Genomic DNA, 17,003 nt, shown 5'->3' on the forward strand with positions numbered 1-17,003 from the left:
CTAGACCTGAAATACGGTGACGCGGTCGCACCAACGATCCTTGTATTCCCGATCAGCCCGTCCGAACGAGAAACGCAGCGGTTTGCCGTGCGCTCGCGCGTCTTCCCATGCGGACTGGGTGTTGAGAAAGCTTAGTACGCTGCCGGGGCTGAAGTCGCGGGTTTGCGGGTCGACGCCACCGTTGACGTATTCGACACTGACCCACTCTAGCGCCTCGACCCTGTACACCAACTGAATGGCGATCGGTGCATCGTTGAGGAACACCACCAAACCGATCAGCAACGAGCGCAGGCGCTCGACCACTTCGGCCATGCGCTCGGCACCGGTTGCCGGGAATTCCCAGCGGCGCAGGAACAGGTCGCAGTACATCGTCGCGATTTCAGCGCTGCTGAAGTCACTGATCGGCCGCACCACCCCGCCCGCTTCTTCAAGCAGGCGCAGCTCACGGCGCTGGTTGTAGCGGAATTTCTTCGACAGGTCCTCGGGCTGGCGGGCCATGGCCAGTTCTTCGGCCTGCGGCTTGAGGCCGCTAAACCGCCCCTGGCTCAACGCCGAAAGATAGCGCACGGCATGACGTAGCGGCGCCTGGGCATCGCTGGCAGCCGGGAGAATGATCTCGGCGTTACCCAGGTCGAACAGGCCTTTCTTGCCGTGGCGCTTGAGCACATCCTTGGACAACGCCACATGGCGCCCCCAGGTCGGGATCGCAGCCTTCACTTCACCGTTCTGCTGCCACCCCAGGTAGCGCACCGGGATCTGGGCCATGTCGGCCAGTTGCTCGATCACCAGCGGATGGGTCGCGACACTGCCGCCAAAGCGCTGCCAGGCGTGGGCATAGGCAGCGGCGTCGATTTCGCTCCAGCCGCGCTCACGCCAGGCTTGAATACGATTGAGCATCAAGCCTCCGCAGTCAGTGCAACAACGTGCGGCAGGCGCCAGAACGCCTCACGCACCGCACTATCGGAGAAACGCGTGTGCAGACGCTCAAGCATGCGCACGGCACATTCCTCGCGCTGCGCCTCGTCCAGCCCGGCCAAATGTTGCAGGCCCTGGGCCAGGCGCTCGGCATCCCCCAGCGGGAACAGCAAGCCTACGCCCTCGACCACTTCGATGGCGCCACCACAGGCGGTGGCCAGCAGCGGCACGCCAGCAACCATGGCTTCAAGCAGGACCATGCCGAACGGCTCGTGGTCCGAACTCAGCGCGAAGGCATCGAACGCGCGGAAATAGCGACGGGCGTCCGGCACCTGGCCAAGGAAGTCGACCTGGGCGGCAATGCCCAGCTCGCTGGCCAGCGCCTTGAGATTCTGCTCCAACCGACCCTTGCCCAGTACCGCCAGGCGGGCACCAGCAGGCAGGCTTGGCAAGGCCTTGGCGAAACCACGCAACAGCGTGGCCTGGTCCTTGTCCGGGTGCAGGCGACCGACGTTGCCGACGATCCATGCCTGCGGGTCCAGCCCCAATACCTGGCGCGCCTCGGCCGCTGGTACCTGGTGGGCCTGCAAGGCTTGGATATCGATACGGTTGTACAGCGTCTGGATACGTTCGGCCGGCCACTTGGGCAGGCACTTGCGCATGTCGTCGCGCACCGCATCGGACACGCCGAGCAGGCTCAGGCGCTTGCTGAACACATTGGCAAACAGCCGACGGCTGCCGCGCTTGTAGTCATCGAACGCATGATGCACGCCGATCACCGGCAGGCGGGTGGCCAGCAAGGTGATGTAGATCGGCTTGAAGCGGTGCGCGATGCAAAAGCTGAAATTGCGGCTGGCGGCGATTTTCTTCAGTGCACCGATGGCGCCCAGCTTCAGGCCACGAATGGCCTTGGAGCTGAACTCCATGAACAGTACTTCGTCACTGGCGCAACCGGCCGCGACCTGCGGGTCGGCGGCGCCAGTGAGGAATACCGTGGTGACCTTGTAGCCGCTGCCGGCAAACAGGCTGGCGTACTGACGGGCGCAGTCGAGGAAAGGCCCGTCATAACCGTGGCAGAACTGCAGGACGCGACGTTCAGCCGAGCTGGTCATAGGCGTCCGCGCCGTCCTTGACCACCAGGATGTCTTCCATGATCAGGTATTGCAGGTCGGAACCGAAGAACATGTTCAGCGCGTCGGTTGGCGAGCAGATCATCGGCTCACCACGACGGTTCAACGAGGTGTTCAGCGACACGCCGTTGCCGGTCAGCACTTCCAGCGCCTTCATCATGTCGTAGTAGCGCGGGTTGTACTCGCGCTTGAGCACCTGGGCCCGCGAGGTGCCATCTTCATGGACGACTTCCGGCACGCGGGTCTTCCACTCTTCAGCCACTTCGAAGGTGAAGGTCATGAACGGTGCCGGGTGATCGATCTTGATCATCTGCGCGGCAACGGTGTCGAGCATCGACGGGCAGAAAGGCCTCCAGCGCTCGCGGAACTTGATCTGGTGGTTGATCCGGTCAGCCACGCCGGCAACGCTTGGGCAACCAATGATCGAACGACCACCCAGGGCGCGCGGGCCAAACTCCATGCGGCCCTGGAACCAGGCCACCGGGTTGCCATCGACCATGATCTTGGCGATCTGCTCAGGCATGTTGTCGAGCTTGCGCCAGGTCGGCGCACTCGGGTGACGGGCGCAGGCGGCGATCACGTCTTCGTTGGAGTACGCAGGGCCGAGGTAGACGTGTTCCATCTTCTCGACCGGTACGCCACGGGCGTGCGACACATAGGCTGCTGCACCGACCGCGGTACCGGCATCGCCGGAGGCCGGCTGGACGAACAGTTCCTTGACGTCGGGGCGCGCGATGATCTTCTGGTTCAGCTTCACGTTCAGTGCGCAGCCGCCCGCGAAGGCCAGCTTGCCGGTTTCCTTGAGGATGTCGCCCAGGTAGTGGTCGATCATCTGCAGGGCCAGCTTCTCGAACAGCGCCTGCATGCTCGCCGCGTAGTGGATGTACGGCTCGTCGGCGATGTCGCCTTCGCGCTTCGGACCCAGCCACTCGATCAGCTTCGGCGTGAAGTAGAAGCCTTTGCCCTTCTCTTTGTAGCGGCGCAGGCCGATGACGTTGGCGTACTCGGTGTTGATCACCAGTTCGCCGTTTTCAAAGCTGGCCAGGCGCGAGAAGTCGTATTTGCTGGCGTCGCCGTACGGCGCCATGCCCATGACCTTGAACTCGCCGTCGAGCATCTCGAAACCGAGGAACTCGGTGATCGCGCCATACAGGCCGCCGAGGGAGTCCGGATCGAAGAATTCCTTGATCTTGTGGATCTTGCCGTTTTCGCCGTAGCCGAAGAACGTGGTGGCGTATTCACCTTTGCCGTCGATCCCGAGGATCGCGGTTTTTTCCTGGAAGCCCGAGCAGTGGTAGGCACTGGAGGCGTGCGCCAGGTGGTGCTCGACCGGCTCGATCTTGACCTTTTTCGGGTCAAAACCCAGTTGCTCCAGGCACCAGACGATCTTCTTGCGGTAGCGCTTGTAGCGACGATTGCCCATCAGGATCGCGTCGAGGGCGCGGTCCGGGGCGTACCAGTAGCGCTTGGCGTAGTGCCAGCGGGCCTTGCCGAACAGGCTGATCGGGGCGAATGGAATGGTCACCACGTCAACGTCGGAGGGCTTGATGCCGGCCTGTTCCAGACAGAATTTCGCCGACTCGTAGGGCATGCGGTTCTTTGCATGTTTATCGCGTACGAAGCGCTCTTCCTCAGCGGCGGCGATCAGCTTGCCGTCGATGTACAGGGCTGCGGAAGGGTCATGACTAAGGGCGCCGGACAGGCCAAGAATCGTCAATGCCAAGGGTCTAGCCTCTTCAATCTTAAAAGTTGCGCCTCGGCCTCATGGGCGGATGGCAGCGAAAGGGCGGGATTATAACGTAAAGCGCTGCGCAATGACCCTAGCCGTTGCACAGCGTTACACCCCGAATACAAAGCGTAATATTGCCTACTCGGCGATCAGCCAATCCATGCGCCAGCTGCCCTGGGTTTGTGCCAGCGTTTCAGCCAGCCATGGCAGCAGCGTACGCAGCTCTTCCTCCAGGCCCCACGGTGGGTTGGCGATGGCCAGGCCCGAACCGTTCAGGCCCTGCGGCGAATCCTGCGGGTGCACGTACAGCTCGACGCGCAGCAGTTTCGGCGCGCCGGTGCTGGTCAGGTCCTGATAGAAACGCACCAGCTGGCGCTGGTCCTTGATCGGGTACCAGATGGCCGCGACGGTCTGGCGCATGCGACCGATCGTCTCTTTCATGGCCACGGTGCAGCGCTTGAGCTCGTCGGCCTGCTCGAACGGCGGGTCGATCAGCATCACCGCGCGCTTTTCCGCCACCGGCAACAGGGCACGCGGCACATGCCAGCCCTCGCCCAGGTGCACGGCGACGCGCGGGTCCTTCTTCATGTTGTCCTTGAGCATGCGCCCGTCTTCGGGGTGCTTCTCGTTGAGCAGCACGCGGTCCTGCTGACGCGCCAGGCGACGGGCAAGCTCGGGGGAGCCGGGGTAGTAGCGCAGCTCGCCGTCGGGGTTCATCTTGCGCAGGATGCGCAGGTAGTCGGCCGCCGCTTCTGGCAGGTCGTCGCGCCCCCAGAGCCTGGCGACACCTTCGAGGTATTCACCAGTGCGGCTCGCCTGGTCGCCCTGCAGGTCGTACAGGCCCAGCCCGGCATGGGTGTCGAGGTAGGCGAAAGGCTGTTCCTTGCGCGACATCAAGGCGATCAGCCGAGTCAGCACAAGGTGTTTGAAGACGTCGGCGTGGTTGCCGGCGTGGAAGGCGTGACGATAGTTCATGGCAACTCCTGCAAGACCGGGAAGTTTACCTTGTCAGACCGACGCCGTCCTCATCCAGCATCCCGGGAGGGATGCAAATGAATGTGCGAGCAACTGCCCTGCAGCACTTCCTGCGGCAAGCCGAGTCGCTGCAACGCCGCCCCATAACGATTAAAACGACAAAGGCCCGACCTTCAGCGAAGGTCGGGCCTTTGTCAGGCACCACTCAGGCAGGGATTACTTGCCAGCGTGGTACGCCGCATCAGCGCTTTCGAAACGCGAAACCATCGCGCTCGACGGGCTACCCAGCTTGCTCACCAGGTAGATCGCCAGGCTGCCGAAGATGAAGCCCGGGATGATTTCATACAGGCCCAGCAGCTCGAAGTGTTTCCACACGATCACGGTGATCGCGCCGACCAGGATACCGGCCAGTGCGCCGTTACGGGTCATGCCTTTCCACAGTACCGAGATCAGCACCACAGGACCGAAGGCCGCACCGAAGCCGGCCCAGGCGTAGCTGACCAGGCCCAGAACGCGGTTGTTCGGGTTCGAGGCCATGGCGATGGCGATCAACGCAACTGCCAGCACCATCAGGCGACCGACCCAGACCAGTTCCAGCTGCGAAGCATTTTTACGCAGGAAGGTCTTGTAGAAGTCTTCGGTCAGGGCGCTCGAGCACACCAGCAACTGGCAGCTCAGGGTGCTCATCACGGCAGCCAGAATGGCCGACAGCAACACACCAGCGATCCATGGGTTGAACAGGATCTTGGCCAGCTCGATGAACACACGCTCGTGGTTCTCGGTGACCGGGCCCGCGACTTCAGGGTGCGCCGAGAAGTAGGCGATACCGAAGAAGCCAACGGCACAGGTACCGGCCAGGCACAGGATCATCCAGGTCATGGAGATGCGACGGGCCTTGGCAATCGACTTGACCGAATCCGCCGCCATGAAGCGCGCCAGGATGTGCGGTTGGCCGAAGTAGCCCAGACCCCAGCCCATCAGCGACACGATGCCGATGAAGGTGGTGCCCTTGAGCATGTCGAAGTTCGACGGGTCTTGCGCTTCGATGGCCAGGAAGGTGGTATCGACGCCACCGGTCGCGATCAGCACGATCACCGGGGTCAGGATCAGCGCGAAGATCATCAGCGTGGCCTGCACGGTGTCCGTCCAGCTCACGGCCAGGAAGCCACCCACGAAGGTGTAGGCGATGGTCGCGGCAGCACCGGCCCACAGCGCGGTCTCGTAGGACATGCCGAAGGTGCTTTCGAACAGACGGGCACCCGCCACGATGCCGGAGGCGCAATAGATAGTGAAGAACACCAGGATGACCACGGCGGAGATGATCCGCAGCAGGCCGCTCTTGTCTTCAAAACGGCTGGAGAAGTAGTCCGGCAGGGTCAGTGCATCGCCGTTGTGCTCGGTCTGCACACGCAGACGGCCGGCGACGAACAGCCAGTTCAGGTAGGCACCAATGACCAGGCCAATGGCGATCCAGGCTTCCGACAGACCCGACATGTAGATGGCGCCCGGCAGGCCCATCAGCAGCCAGCCGCTCATGTCCGAGGCACCGGCCGACAGCGCGGTTACCACGCTACCGAGGCTACGGCCACCGAGGATGTAGTCGGAGAGGTTGTTCGTGGAGCGATAGGCCATCAAGCCGATCAGCACCATTGCCGCAATGTAGATCACGAACGTGATCAAGGTTGGGTTACTTACACTCATGATGTTGCGCCCTGGCGTTTGTTTTTATGTAGCCGCACCCTCGAAAAGAGGTTGCACCCAGGCGATGCATGCTATGCAACAACGCGAACGAGGTGCAACCAGTTTTTACAATGTAGTTGCACCTCGTCGGAAATATTCAAGAACAGCACTTTTTTGCTCCTTTTTGGAGCAAGAGAATCGATTTACAGATCAAAACGCACCACAAACAGCCATTTTTGCTGTGTGGTTTTACCTGTCAGACGAGTTGCACTTATTTCATCATCTTTTTGGGTTGCACTAGGTTGCACCCAAAATCGCGCAGGGCTAATCTTGGCGCCAGCTTACGCCACACCCCCCGTGGCAATAATGAGGATAAGAAATGGCGACGACCACCCTTGGGGTCAAACTCGACGACCCTACCCGTGAGCGACTCAAAGCCGCTGCGCAGTCCATTGACCGCACGCCGCATTGGTTGATCAAGCAGGCGATCTTCAATTACCTGGAGAAGCTCGAGGGTGGCGCCACCCTGACCGAACTCAGCGGTCAGGCCAGCAACTCCGCCGACGAAGCCGGTGAAGTGCAGACCGACCACGCCCACCAGTGCTTCCTGGAATTCGCGGAAAGCATCCTGCCGCAGTCGGTACTGCGCGCCTCCATCACGGCCGCCTACCGCCGCCCTGAGCCGGAAGTGGTGCCGATGCTGCTGGAACAGGCACGCCTGCCGGCCGCCATGGCCGAAGCCACCAACAAGCTGGCCGCCGGCATCGCTGAAAAACTGCGCAACCAGAAGAGCGCTGGCGGCCGTGCCGGCATCGTCCAGGGCCTGCTGCAGGAGTTCTCCCTGTCGTCCCAGGAAGGCGTGGCGCTGATGTGCCTGGCCGAAGCGCTGCTGCGTATCCCGGACAAGGGCACCCGTGACGCGCTGATCCGCGACAAGATCAGCACCGGCAACTGGCAGCCGCACCTGGGCAACAGCCCGTCGCTGTTCGTCAACGCTGCGACCTGGGGCCTGCTGCTGACCGGCAAGCTGGTCTCCACGCACAACGAATCCGGCCTGACCTCCTCGCTCAGCCGCATCATCGGCAAGAGCGGCGAGCCGATGATCCGCAAGGGCGTCGACATGGCCATGCGCCTGATGGGCGAACAGTTCGTCACCGGCGAAACCATCGCCGAGGCCCTGGCCAACGCGAGCAAGTTCGAAGCCAAGGGCTTCCGCTACTCCTACGACATGCTCGGCGAAGCGGCACTGACCGAGCACGACGCACAGAAATACCTGGCCTCCTACGAGCAAGCGATCCACTCGATCGGCAAGGCCTCCCATGGCCGTGGCATCTATGAAGGCCCGGGCATCTCGATCAAGCTCTCGGCCCTGCACCCGCGCTACAGCCGCGCCCAGTACGAGCGCGTGATGGACGAGCTGTACCCGCGCCTGCTGTCGCTGACCCTGCTGGCCAAGCAATACGACATCGGCCTGAACATCGACGCCGAGGAAGCCGACCGCCTGGAGCTGTCGCTGGACCTGCTCGAGCGCCTGTGCTTCGAACCACAGCTGACCGGCTGGAACGGTATCGGCTTCGTGATCCAGGCCTACCAGAAGCGTTGCCCGTACGTGATCGACTACGTGATCGACCTGGCCCGCCGCAGCCGTCACCGCCTGATGATCCGCCTGGTGAAAGGCGCCTACTGGGACAGCGAGATCAAGCGCGCCCAGGTTGAAGGCCTGGAAGGCTACCCGGTCTACACCCGCAAGGTGTACACCGACGTGTCCTACATTGCCTGCGCACGCAAACTGCTCTCGGTGCCGGAAGTCATCTACCCGCAGTTCGCCACGCACAACGCCCACACCCTGTCGGCCATCTACCAGATCGCCGGGCAGAACTACTACCCGGGCCAGTACGAGTTCCAATGCCTGCACGGCATGGGCGAACCGCTGTACGAGCAAGTGGTGGGCAAGGTTGCCGATGGCAAGCTGAACCGTCCGTGCCGCGTCTATGCACCGGTCGGCACCCACGAAACACTGCTGGCCTACCTGGTGCGTCGCCTGCTGGAAAACGGCGCGAACACCTCGTTCGTCAACCGCATTGCCGACCAGTCGATTTCGATCCAGGAACTGGTTGCCGACCCGGTAGCCACCATCGAGCAGATGGCCACCCAGGAAGGCGGTTTCGGCCTGCCGCACCCGCGTATCCCGCTGCCGCGTGACCTGTACGGTAGCGAGCGCGCCAACTCGGCCGGTATCGACATGGCCAACGAACATCGCCTGGCGTCGCTGTCCTGCGCCCTGCTGGCAACTGCCCACACCGACTGGAAAGCCACGCCACTGCTGGGCTGCACCGCCAGCAACGAACCGGCTGCAGCGGTACTCAACCCGTCGGATCATCGCGACGTGGTCGGCCATGTGCAGGAAGCCACCGTTGTCGACGTCGACAACGCCATCCAGTGCGCCCTGAACGCTGCACCGATCTGGCAGGCCACCCCGCCAGCCGAACGCGCGGCCATTCTGGAGCGTGCCGCTGACCTGATGGAAGGCGAGATCCAGCCGCTGATGGGCCTGCTGGCCCGCGAAGCTGGCAAGACCTACGCCAACGCCATCGCCGAAGTGCGTGAAGCGGTCGACTTCCTGCGTTACTACGCAGTGCAGGCACGCAACGACTTCAGCAACGACGCCCACCGCCCACTGGGCCCGGTGGTGTGCATCAGCCCATGGAACTTCCCGCTGGCGATCTTCAGCGGCCAGGTTGCTGCTGCGCTGGCAGCCGGTAACCCGGTGCTGGCCAAGCCGGCCGAACAGACTCCGCTGATTGCTGCACAAGCCGTTCGCCTGCTGCTCGAAGCCGGTATTCCGGAAGGCGTCGTGCAACTGCTGCCGGGCCGCGGCGAAACCGTCGGTGCCCGCCTGGTGGGTGATGATCGCGTCAAGGGCGTGATGTTCACCGGCTCCACCGAAGTGGCGCGCCTGCTGCAGCGCAACATTGCCGGGCGCCTGGACAACCAGGGCCGTCCGATCCCGCTGATCGCCGAAACCGGTGGCCAGAACGCGATGATCGTCGACTCTTCCGCGCTGACCGAACAAGTGGTCGTCGACGTGGTGTCTTCGGCCTTCGACAGCGCCGGCCAGCGCTGCTCGGCACTGCGCGTGCTGTGCCTGCAGGAAGACTCGGCTGACCGCGTGATCGAAATGCTCAAGGGCGCCATGGCGGAAAGTCGCCTGGGCAACCCGGAGCGCCTCTCGGTCGATATCGGCCCGGTGATCGATGCCGAAGCCAAGGCGGGCATCGAGAAGCACATCCAGGGCATGCGTGACAAAGGTCGCAGCGTGTACCAGATGGCGATCGCTGATGGTGAAGAGATCAAGCGTGGCACCTTCGTGATGCCGACCCTGATCGAGCTGGAAAGCTTCGACGAGCTGCAACGCGAGATCTTCGGCCCGGTATTGCACGTCGTGCGCTACAACCGCAAGAACCTCGACCAGTTGATCGAGCAGATCAACGCATCGGGCTACGGCCTGACCCTGGGCGTGCATACCCGTATCGACGAGACCATCGCCAAGGTGATCGACAACGTCAATGCCGGCAACGTCTACGTCAACCGCAACATCGTGGGTGCCGTGGTCGGCGTGCAGCCGTTTGGTGGTGAAGGCTTGTCGGGTACTGGTCCCAAGGCCGGTGGCCCGCTGTACCTGTACCGCCTGCTGTCGACCCGTCCAGCTGATGCGATCGAGCAATCGTTCAAGCGTGCCGATGGCGACAACCTGCCGGACAGCCGCCTGCGTGAAGTGCTGCTCAAGCCGCTGGACTCGTTCAAGTCGTGGGCTGCTAGCAACCAGAATGCTGACCTGGCGCACCTGTGCGAGCAGTTCGCCCAGCAGTCGCAAAGCGGCGTGAGCCGTCTGCTGGCGGGCCCGACCGGCGAGCGCAACAGCTACACCATCCTGCCGCGCGAGCACGTGCTGTGCCTGGCGGATGCCGAGGCGGACCTGCTGACCCAGTTGGCGGCCGTATTGGCGGTGGGTAGTTCGGCGGTGCTGGTTGATGGCGAGCCGGGCAAGTCCCTGCGTGCCCGTCTGCCGAAGGATGTGCAGGCGCGCATCCAGTTGGTGGCGGACTGGAACAAGGACGAGGTGGTGTTCGACGCGGTCCTGCACCACGGCGACTCGGACCAGCTGCGCGGCGTGTGCGAGCAGGTGGCCAAGCGTGCCGGTGCCATCGTTGGCGTGCACGGCCTGTCGTCGGGCGATACCGGGATTGCCCTGGAGCGCCTGGTGATCGAGCGTGCGTTGAGCGTCAACACTGCTGCTGCGGGTGGTAATGCGAGCTTGATGACTATCGGCTAAGCCGTTTGCGGTAAACAGAAAGGAGAGCATTGCTCTCCTTTTTTTGTGCAGGCCTCATCGCCGGCAAGGCCGGCTCCCACAGAAATTGCAGGCGCCATCAACACTGTGGGAGCTAGCCTTGCCAGCGATAGGGCCGGCGGCCTCTCATTCAACTTGCAGCCGCCACAACACGCGGACGATCAGCAACGACCGACAACTGATATGACGCCCTGGCTATTGATGCCCATGGGTACAACTGTCTTGCACCACTTTTGTAGCCGCTGCCGCTAGGCTGCGCTGGAGCCCGTGAGGGCTCCCAAAGGCGGCGGCTACGTGGCGGTCGCCATGTTTAGGGCGTCCGTCACTCACCCTCTTCACAGCCACCCTCTTCCTGTGCCGCATTGATCGCACGTTGCACATTGGCAAGCGCCCAGATCTGATGAATAAAAACAACCAAGGTAATCACCGCAAACAAAACAGAACCCACCGCCATGAAGTTCGACACCAGCCACAAGCCGACACTCAGGGCGATATAGGCAATGGCCGCATCATCGGGAGACCACTCATGTTCCCGCCCGGTCGCCTTGACGTAGCGATCCACCTTCCGGCAGAGCCCATACACAAAAAATATCGGGAACAGGCAGCGCAACAAAGGAATCAGGTCGAGCCCTTTCACCTCGTTGTACCGCGCCCAGTTCCGATAGAACCAGACATACCAATACAGCCCCAGTGTCACCACACTCAGAACGACGAACATTCTCATCGGCACATAGACAAACAAAGAGGGCGCCGGGGACGCAGTTGAAGGTATTTCAGTAGTGTTCATGACTTAGGCTCCGCCAACCAATGAGACGGTCATGACCACACTCACTACCCAGAGTAATGCACCCGGTGCAATCCACGCCCAGTTGGCCGGCGTCAACCTGGCGTTGGCCTTCCCGGTCAGGTCGGCCTCACAGAAATTTATTCCCCGCTGGATCTTGGCAAGCGCCAGTGACTGAACTATCAGCAACCCGAAATTGGCAATCAGGCTCATCACCGGAAACAGCGAAACCCACTTGTACAAAGCCGCTGCGCCCAAAGCCGACACGACCAGCGTAAACGTCAACCAGGCCGGCGACCAGGCATGCCCTCTGCCCTCGTCATCCAGCCTGCGATCTACCTTGGCCAGCAAAGAATAAATAAAGAATATGTTGAACAGACATCGAACCAACGGCATTACGCGTGCGCCGGTTGCAGCCTTGTACAACTTCCAGTTTCGATAGCCCCAGTAAGTCAGGTAAAAGCCCAACGTAAAGAACTGCATGACCAACAACTTGCGTACGGACACGACAAAAAACATCGGCGCCACGGTTGATACCCGTGAGTTACCACCGGCATGCGGGGAATACTCTGCTGAAGACATAGTGATTGAAGCCCATTCAGTAACTGACAGCACAAAATAGGGGCTTGCTACCAATAGATATGTCACCTGCGTCCCACGCTACGGTAAGAGCATTCCGAAACCCACCGACCTCAGTCGCACAGCACCAAAGCGCCCCACCTTCTACCCCACTATCACCCCCATCAATTTCACTGTGCACTCCCGCGACAGCTGCCTAGACTCGGCCCATCCCCGATCAGGAACACCGTCATGTCCGAGACCCTGCTCAGCGCCCGCAACCTGGCCTTCGAACTCTACGAAGTGCTCGACGCCGAGGCCCTTACCCAGCGCGAACGCTTCAGCGAGCACAGCCGCGAAACCTTCGATGCTGCCCTGGCCACCGCGCGCACCATCGCCGAGAAATACTTCGCCCCGCACAACCGCAAGGGCGATGAAAACGAGCCGCGCTACGAGAACGGCGAAGCCATCCTGATCCCCGAAGTCAAACCCGCCGTCGAGGCCTTCCTCGAAGCCGGCTTCCTCAACGCCAACCGCGATTTCGACGCCGGCGGCATGCAGTTGCCGACCCTGCTCTCGCAAGCCTGCTTCGCCCACTTCCAGGCCGCCAACGCCGGCACCACGGCCTACCCGTTCCTGACCATGGGCGCCGCCAACCTGATCGAAAGCTTCGGCAGCGAAGAACAGAAACGCCTGTTCCTGCAACCGATGATCGACGGACGCTTCTTCGGCACCATGGCCCTGACCGAACCCCACGCAGGTTCCTCGCTGGCCGACATCCGCACCCGCGCCGAACCCGCCGCAGACGGCAGCTACCGCCTGCGTGGCAACAAGATCTTCATCTCCGGCGGCGACCACTCGCTATCGGAAAACATCGTGCACATGGTCCTGGCCAAGCTGCCCGATGCCCCCGCCGGGGTGAAAGGCATCTCGCTGTTCATCGTGCCCAAGTTCCTGGTCAACACCGACGGCAGCCTCGGTGCGCGCAACGACGTGCTGCTGGCCGGGCTGTTCCACAAGATGGGCTGGCGCGGCACCACCTCCACCGCGCTGAACTTCGGTGACAATGGCCAGTGCATCGGCTACCTGGTCGGCAAGCCGCACCAGGGCCTGGCCTGCATGTTCCAGATGATGAACGAGGCGCGCATCGGCGTCGGCATGGGCGCAGTGATGCTCGGCTACGCCGGCTACCTGTACTCACTGGACTACGCCCGCCAACGCCCGCAAGGCCGGCCACTGGACAACAAGGACCCATCCACCGCCGCCGTGCCGATCATTGCCCACACCGACGTAAAACGCATGCTGCTGACCCAGAAAGCCTACGTCGAAGGCGCCTTCGACCTGGGCCTGTACGCTGCGCGACTGTTCGACGACACCCAGACCGGCGACAGCGAAACCACCCGCCAGCAAGCCCACGAACTGCTCGACCTGCTGACCCCGATCGTCAAGTCCTGGCCCTCGGAGTTCTGCCTCAAGGCCAACGAACTGGCGATCCAGATTCTCGGCGGCCACGGCTATACCCGCGAGTACCCGGTAGAGCAGTACTACCGCGACAACCGCCTGAACCCGATTCACGAGGGCACCCACGGCATCCAGTCCCTCGACCTGCTCGGGCGCAAGCTGGCGCAGAACGGCGGTGCCGGGCTCAAGCAACTGGTGCGGCTGATCGCCGGCACCTGCGCAAGCGCCCAGCAGTTCCCAGGCCTCGATGCCTTGCGCCAGCCACTGGAGCAACTGGCCACTCGCCTGCAAAGCGTGACCCTGGGCCTGCTCGGCGACCTCGCCCAAGGCCAGGTCAACAGCGCACTGGCCAACTCGGCGCTGTACCTCAAGGCCTTCGGCCATTGCGTGATCGGCTGGCGCTGGCTGGAACAGGCGATCCGCGCCGAACAGGGGCTGGCCGGCGGCAACCCGGCTGACGCGGACTTCTATCGTGGCAAATTGCAGGCCGCGCGGTTTTTCCTCACCTGGGAAGTACCGGGCTGCCATAATGACCTCGCACTGCTCGAGGCCCGCGACGACACCTGCCTGAGCATGCACGACGAGTGGTTCTGAGGGGGAACCACCGGCACACGGAGGTTCACGCATGTTCGATATCACTGCGTCGCTGCGCCAGCGTTTTGCTGGTTTGCGCAGCGGCGCCGAGTTCTTCTCGCTGCGCCATGTGCAGCAGTCCGACCAACACCTGTCAGTGCGCAAGAACGTGGCCGAGCCCCCCAGCCTGGGCCGTGACGAAGGCGCGATGCTCACCGTGCGGGTCAACGGCGTCGAGGCCTATGCGGCCACCGCCGACGTCTCCCAGGCCGGCCTGCAACGTGCGCTGGACCAGGCCGAAGCCCTCGCCCGGCAGATCGCCCGCCATGCCCTGCTCGACCTGAGCACCCAGGCCGTGGCCAGCGGCCGCGCCGACTATGCCTCGCCCAACCATGACAAGGCCTTCCCTTCCCTGCGCGACTGCTACGACCTGCTGGCCCGCGAATCCGCCAGCGTGCCGAGCGACAGCCGCCTGGTGAACTGGCAGGCCAGCCTGGGCCTGAGCACCATCGAACAGATCTACCTGAACAATGCCGGCGCTGAATTGCGCCAGGCCCAGCGCTTCGTGTTCCCCGGCTTCAACGTCACCGCCTACGACGGCCAGGACAGCCAGAGCCGTACCCTGGGCCGGGAGAACTTCGGCCAGCAGGGCGGTTTCGATGTGGTCGAGCGTTTTGCCCTCAACGGCGCCGGCGCCCGGGTCGCCGAGCAGGCGCTGCAACTGCTGCTGGCGCCCAATACCCCAAGCGGGGTGCGCGACCTGCTGCTGATGCCCGACCAGATGATGCTGCAGATCCACGAGTCGATCGGCCACCCGCTGGAGATGGACCGCATTCTTGGGGATGAGCGCAACTACGCCGGCACCAGCTTCGTCAACGCCAGCGACTTCGGCCATCTGCAATACGGCTCCAAGCTGCTCAACGTGACCTTCGACCCGGCCATCCCGGAAGAACTCGCCAGCTACGCCCATGACGACGACGGCACGCCGGCAAGCAAGCAGTTGCTGATCCGCGACGGCCTGCTGGTGCGCCCGTTGGGTGGTGCGCTGTCGCAGTTCCGCTCGGGCCTGGACGGTGTTGCCAACAGCCGCGCATGCAGCTGGAACCGTGCCCCTATCGACCGCATGGCCAACCTCAACATCGAGCCGGGCAATCAAACGCTGGAGCAACTGATCGGCGGTATCGAGCAGGGCATCCTGATGCGTACCAACCGCTCCTGGTCCATTGACGATGCGCGCAACAAGTTCCAGTTCGGCTGCGAGTGGGGCCAGTTGATCGAGAACGGCGAACTCAAGGGCGTGGTGAAAAACCCCAACTATCGCGGTATTTCCTCAAGCTTCTGGCGCAACCTCAGCGCAGTCGGCGACGCCAGCACCAACCAGGTGCTCGGCACGCCAAACTGCGGCAAGGGCGAGCCGAACCAGGTGGTGCGGGTCGGCCATGCCTCCCCGGCCTGCGTGTTCAGCCAGATCGACGTATTCGGAGGAGACGCCTGATGGCCGCCACCGCTTTGCAGCATTTCCAGGCGCTGGTCAGCGACCTGCGCGACAACCTGCGCGGCCAGGAGCAGTTCACCCTGAGCTACAGCGGCGAGCAGTCGCAGTTCATCCGCTTCAACCACGCCAAGGTGCGCCAGGCCGGCGAAGTGCAGCAGGCCGGAGCAAGCCTCAAGCTGATCGACGACGGTCGCCAGGCCAGCCTGCACATGACCCTCAGCGGTGACGGCGAAGTCGACCGCCAGCGCTTATTTGAAGCGCTGGAGCAACTGCGCCAAACCCTGCCGCTGATCCCGCAAGACCCGTACCTGCAACTCAACGACAGCAGTTGGCAGAGCCACAACGTGCAGGACCAGCCACTGCCCGACAGCGCCCAGGTGCTCCAGCAGATCAGCGACAGCGCCGGTGAGCTGGACCTGGTCGGGATCTATGCCGCCGGCCCGATCAGCCTGGGGTTTGCCAGTTCGCACGGGGCCTTTGGCTGGCATCAGGCCAACAGTTTCAACTTCGATTTCAGCCTGTTCCACGCCAACGGCGAGGCGGTCAAAGCCAACTATGCCGGGCAAACCTGGGACCCGAGCGCCTTCGCCCGGCGCATGGCCCAGGCCCGCGCGCAACTGGAGCATCTGGGCCGACCGCCCAAGGCCCTGGCACCCGGCGAATACCGCGCGTACCTGGCGCCAGCGGCGATGGACGAGATCATCGGCATGCTCAACTGGGGCGGTTTTTCGGCGCAGTCCATCGCCAGCAAGAACAGCCCGTTGCAGCGCCTGTATGGCGGCGACAGCGCGATGAGCCCGCTGGTGAGCATGACCGAGCAGGTCAGCGGCTCGCTGAGCCCGGCGTTCTCCGAGGAAGGCTATCCGCGCAGCGACCTGCGCCTGATCGAGCAGGGGCAGGCGCGCGAGCAACTGACCAGTGCGCGCAGCGCGGCAGAGTTCCAGCGCGTAGCCAATGGTGCCGAGCGCTACGAGTCGGCCACGGCGCTAAGCATGGCGCCGGGCGAGCTGGCCGAGGCCGATGTGCTCAAGGCACTGGGCACGGGCCTGTACATCAGCAACCTCTGGTACCTGAACTATTCCGACCTGCCGGCCGCGCGCATGACCGGGCTGACGCGCTTTGCCACGTTCTGGGTGGAAGACGGGCAGATCCAGGCGCCGGTCAGCACCATGCGTTTCGATGACAGCGTCTACAGTTTGTTGGGCTCGCACCTTGAAGCCCTGACGCGTGAGCGCGAGCTGATCCTGTCGACCAGCACTTACGGGCAGCGCCAGACCAGTTCGAGCCATTTGCCGGGGGCGCTGGTTGCGCGTCTTACGCTGACATTGTGATGGCCCTATCGCCGGCAAAGC

11 protein-coding genes are annotated in these 17,003 nt (G+C 63.0%); 4 read left to right on the forward strand and 7 right to left on the reverse strand.

Features of this window, described 5'->3' with window-relative positions:
- The 5 genes from M5G11_RS22395 to putP all read right to left on the reverse strand — a co-directional run bounded on the left by M5G11_RS22395 (window position 1) and on the right by putP (window position 6,450).
- Entirely contained in the window at window positions 1-897 is an 897-nt protein-coding gene (locus M5G11_RS22395; protein ID WP_273913703.1) for an antimicrobial resistance protein Mig-14, read from the reverse strand.
- Window positions 897-2,027 (reverse strand): glycosyltransferase, encoded by a 1,131-nt coding sequence (locus M5G11_RS22400; RefSeq protein ID WP_273913704.1) that lies wholly within the window; start codon window positions 2,025-2,027, stop codon window positions 897-899. The genes M5G11_RS22395 and M5G11_RS22400 overlap by 1 nt, the downstream gene beginning before the upstream one ends.
- Window positions 2,011-3,768 carry a carbamoyltransferase family protein gene (locus M5G11_RS22405; protein WP_273913705.1) on the reverse strand — a complete coding sequence of 586 codons (1,758 nt, stop codon included), beginning with the start codon at window positions 3,766-3,768 and terminating at the stop codon, window positions 2,011-2,013. Before M5G11_RS22405 ends, M5G11_RS22400 begins: the two co-directional genes overlap by 17 nt.
- A 144-nt stretch (window positions 3,769-3,912) precedes the next feature.
- On the reverse strand, window positions 3,913-4,749 hold the full coding sequence (locus tag M5G11_RS22410; protein ID WP_273913706.1) for a 23S rRNA (adenine(2030)-N(6))-methyltransferase RlmJ: 837 nt from the start codon (window positions 4,747-4,749) through the stop codon (window positions 3,913-3,915).
- Between the two features lie 216 nt (window positions 4,750-4,965).
- Window positions 4,966-6,450 carry a sodium/proline symporter PutP gene (gene putP, locus M5G11_RS22415; RefSeq protein WP_273913707.1) on the reverse strand — a complete coding sequence of 495 codons (1,485 nt, stop codon included), beginning with the start codon at window positions 6,448-6,450 and terminating at the stop codon, window positions 4,966-4,968.
- 358 nt (window positions 6,451-6,808) lie between these two features.
- On the opposite strand from putP, the gene putA reads away from it, so the two are divergent.
- On the forward strand, window positions 6,809-10,762 hold the full coding sequence (gene putA / locus M5G11_RS22420) for a trifunctional transcriptional regulator/proline dehydrogenase/L-glutamate gamma-semialdehyde dehydrogenase (RefSeq protein WP_273913708.1): 3,954 nt from the start codon (window positions 6,809-6,811) through the stop codon (window positions 10,760-10,762).
- 340 nt (window positions 10,763-11,102) lie between these two features.
- Here putA and M5G11_RS22425 read toward each other — a convergent pair whose 3' ends face one another.
- Together M5G11_RS22425 and M5G11_RS22430 are read right to left on the reverse strand one after the other, a co-directional pair.
- Window positions 11,103-11,567 carry a hypothetical protein gene (locus M5G11_RS22425; protein WP_273913709.1) on the reverse strand — a complete coding sequence of 155 codons (465 nt, stop codon included), beginning with the start codon at window positions 11,565-11,567 and terminating at the stop codon, window positions 11,103-11,105.
- 3 nt (window positions 11,568-11,570) lie between these two features.
- Complete coding sequence (locus tag M5G11_RS22430) at window positions 11,571-12,092, reverse strand: hypothetical protein (RefSeq protein ID WP_273913710.1); 522 nt, start codon at window positions 12,090-12,092, stop codon at window positions 11,571-11,573.
- Between the two features lie 282 nt (window positions 12,093-12,374).
- Between M5G11_RS22430 and M5G11_RS22435 the strand changes: the two genes are divergently transcribed.
- The 3 genes from M5G11_RS22435 to M5G11_RS22445 are packed head-to-tail and all read left to right on the forward strand — an operon-like array spanning window position 12,375 to window position 16,982.
- Window positions 12,375-14,177: an acyl-CoA dehydrogenase gene (locus M5G11_RS22435; protein ID WP_273913711.1), complete on the forward strand. Its 1,803-nt coding sequence runs from the start codon at window positions 12,375-12,377 to the stop codon at window positions 14,175-14,177.
- Window positions 14,178-14,208: 31 nt separating this feature from the next.
- Window positions 14,209-15,651, forward strand: a complete 1,443-nt coding sequence (locus M5G11_RS22440; RefSeq protein WP_273913712.1) for a TldD/PmbA family protein — start codon at window positions 14,209-14,211, stop codon at window positions 15,649-15,651.
- A complete protein-coding gene (locus tag M5G11_RS22445) occupies window positions 15,651-16,982 on the forward strand; it encodes a TldD/PmbA family protein (protein ID WP_273913713.1) in 1,332 nt (443 codons plus the stop codon). The genes M5G11_RS22440 and M5G11_RS22445 overlap by 1 nt, the downstream gene beginning before the upstream one ends.
- Window positions 16,983-17,003: the final 21 nt, after the last annotated feature.

The organism is Pseudomonas fontis (assembly GCF_028656955.1).
GTDB classification, from domain to species: Bacteria; Pseudomonadota; Gammaproteobacteria; order Pseudomonadales; family Pseudomonadaceae; genus Aquipseudomonas; species Aquipseudomonas fontis.

What these genes read in the sequence shown, in the direction of transcription:
- M5G11_RS22445 (WP_273913713.1), top strand. Translation starts at nt 15,651, where the DNA reads ATGGCCGCCACCGCTTTGCAGCATTTCCAGGCGCTGGTCAGCGACCTG.
- M5G11_RS22410 (WP_273913706.1), bottom strand. Translation starts at nt 4,749, where the DNA reads ATGAACTATCGTCACGCCTTCCACGCCGGCAACCACGCCGACGTCTTC.
- M5G11_RS22425 (WP_273913709.1), bottom strand. Translation starts at nt 11,567, where the DNA reads ATGAACACTACTGAAATACCTTCAACTGCGTCCCCGGCGCCCTCTTTG.
- M5G11_RS22440 (WP_273913712.1), top strand. Translation starts at nt 14,209, where the DNA reads ATGTTCGATATCACTGCGTCGCTGCGCCAGCGTTTTGCTGGTTTGCGC.
- M5G11_RS22435 (WP_273913711.1), top strand. Translation starts at nt 12,375, where the DNA reads ATGTCCGAGACCCTGCTCAGCGCCCGCAACCTGGCCTTCGAACTCTAC.
- putP (WP_273913707.1), bottom strand. Translation starts at nt 6,450, where the DNA reads ATGAGTGTAAGTAACCCAACCTTGATCACGTTCGTGATCTACATTGCG.
- putA (WP_273913708.1), top strand. Translation starts at nt 6,809, where the DNA reads ATGGCGACGACCACCCTTGGGGTCAAACTCGACGACCCTACCCGTGAG.
- M5G11_RS22395 (WP_273913703.1), bottom strand. Translation starts at nt 897, where the DNA reads ATGCTCAATCGTATTCAAGCCTGGCGTGAGCGCGGCTGGAGCGAAATC.
- M5G11_RS22400 (WP_273913704.1), bottom strand. Translation starts at nt 2,027, where the DNA reads ATGACCAGCTCGGCTGAACGTCGCGTCCTGCAGTTCTGCCACGGTTAT.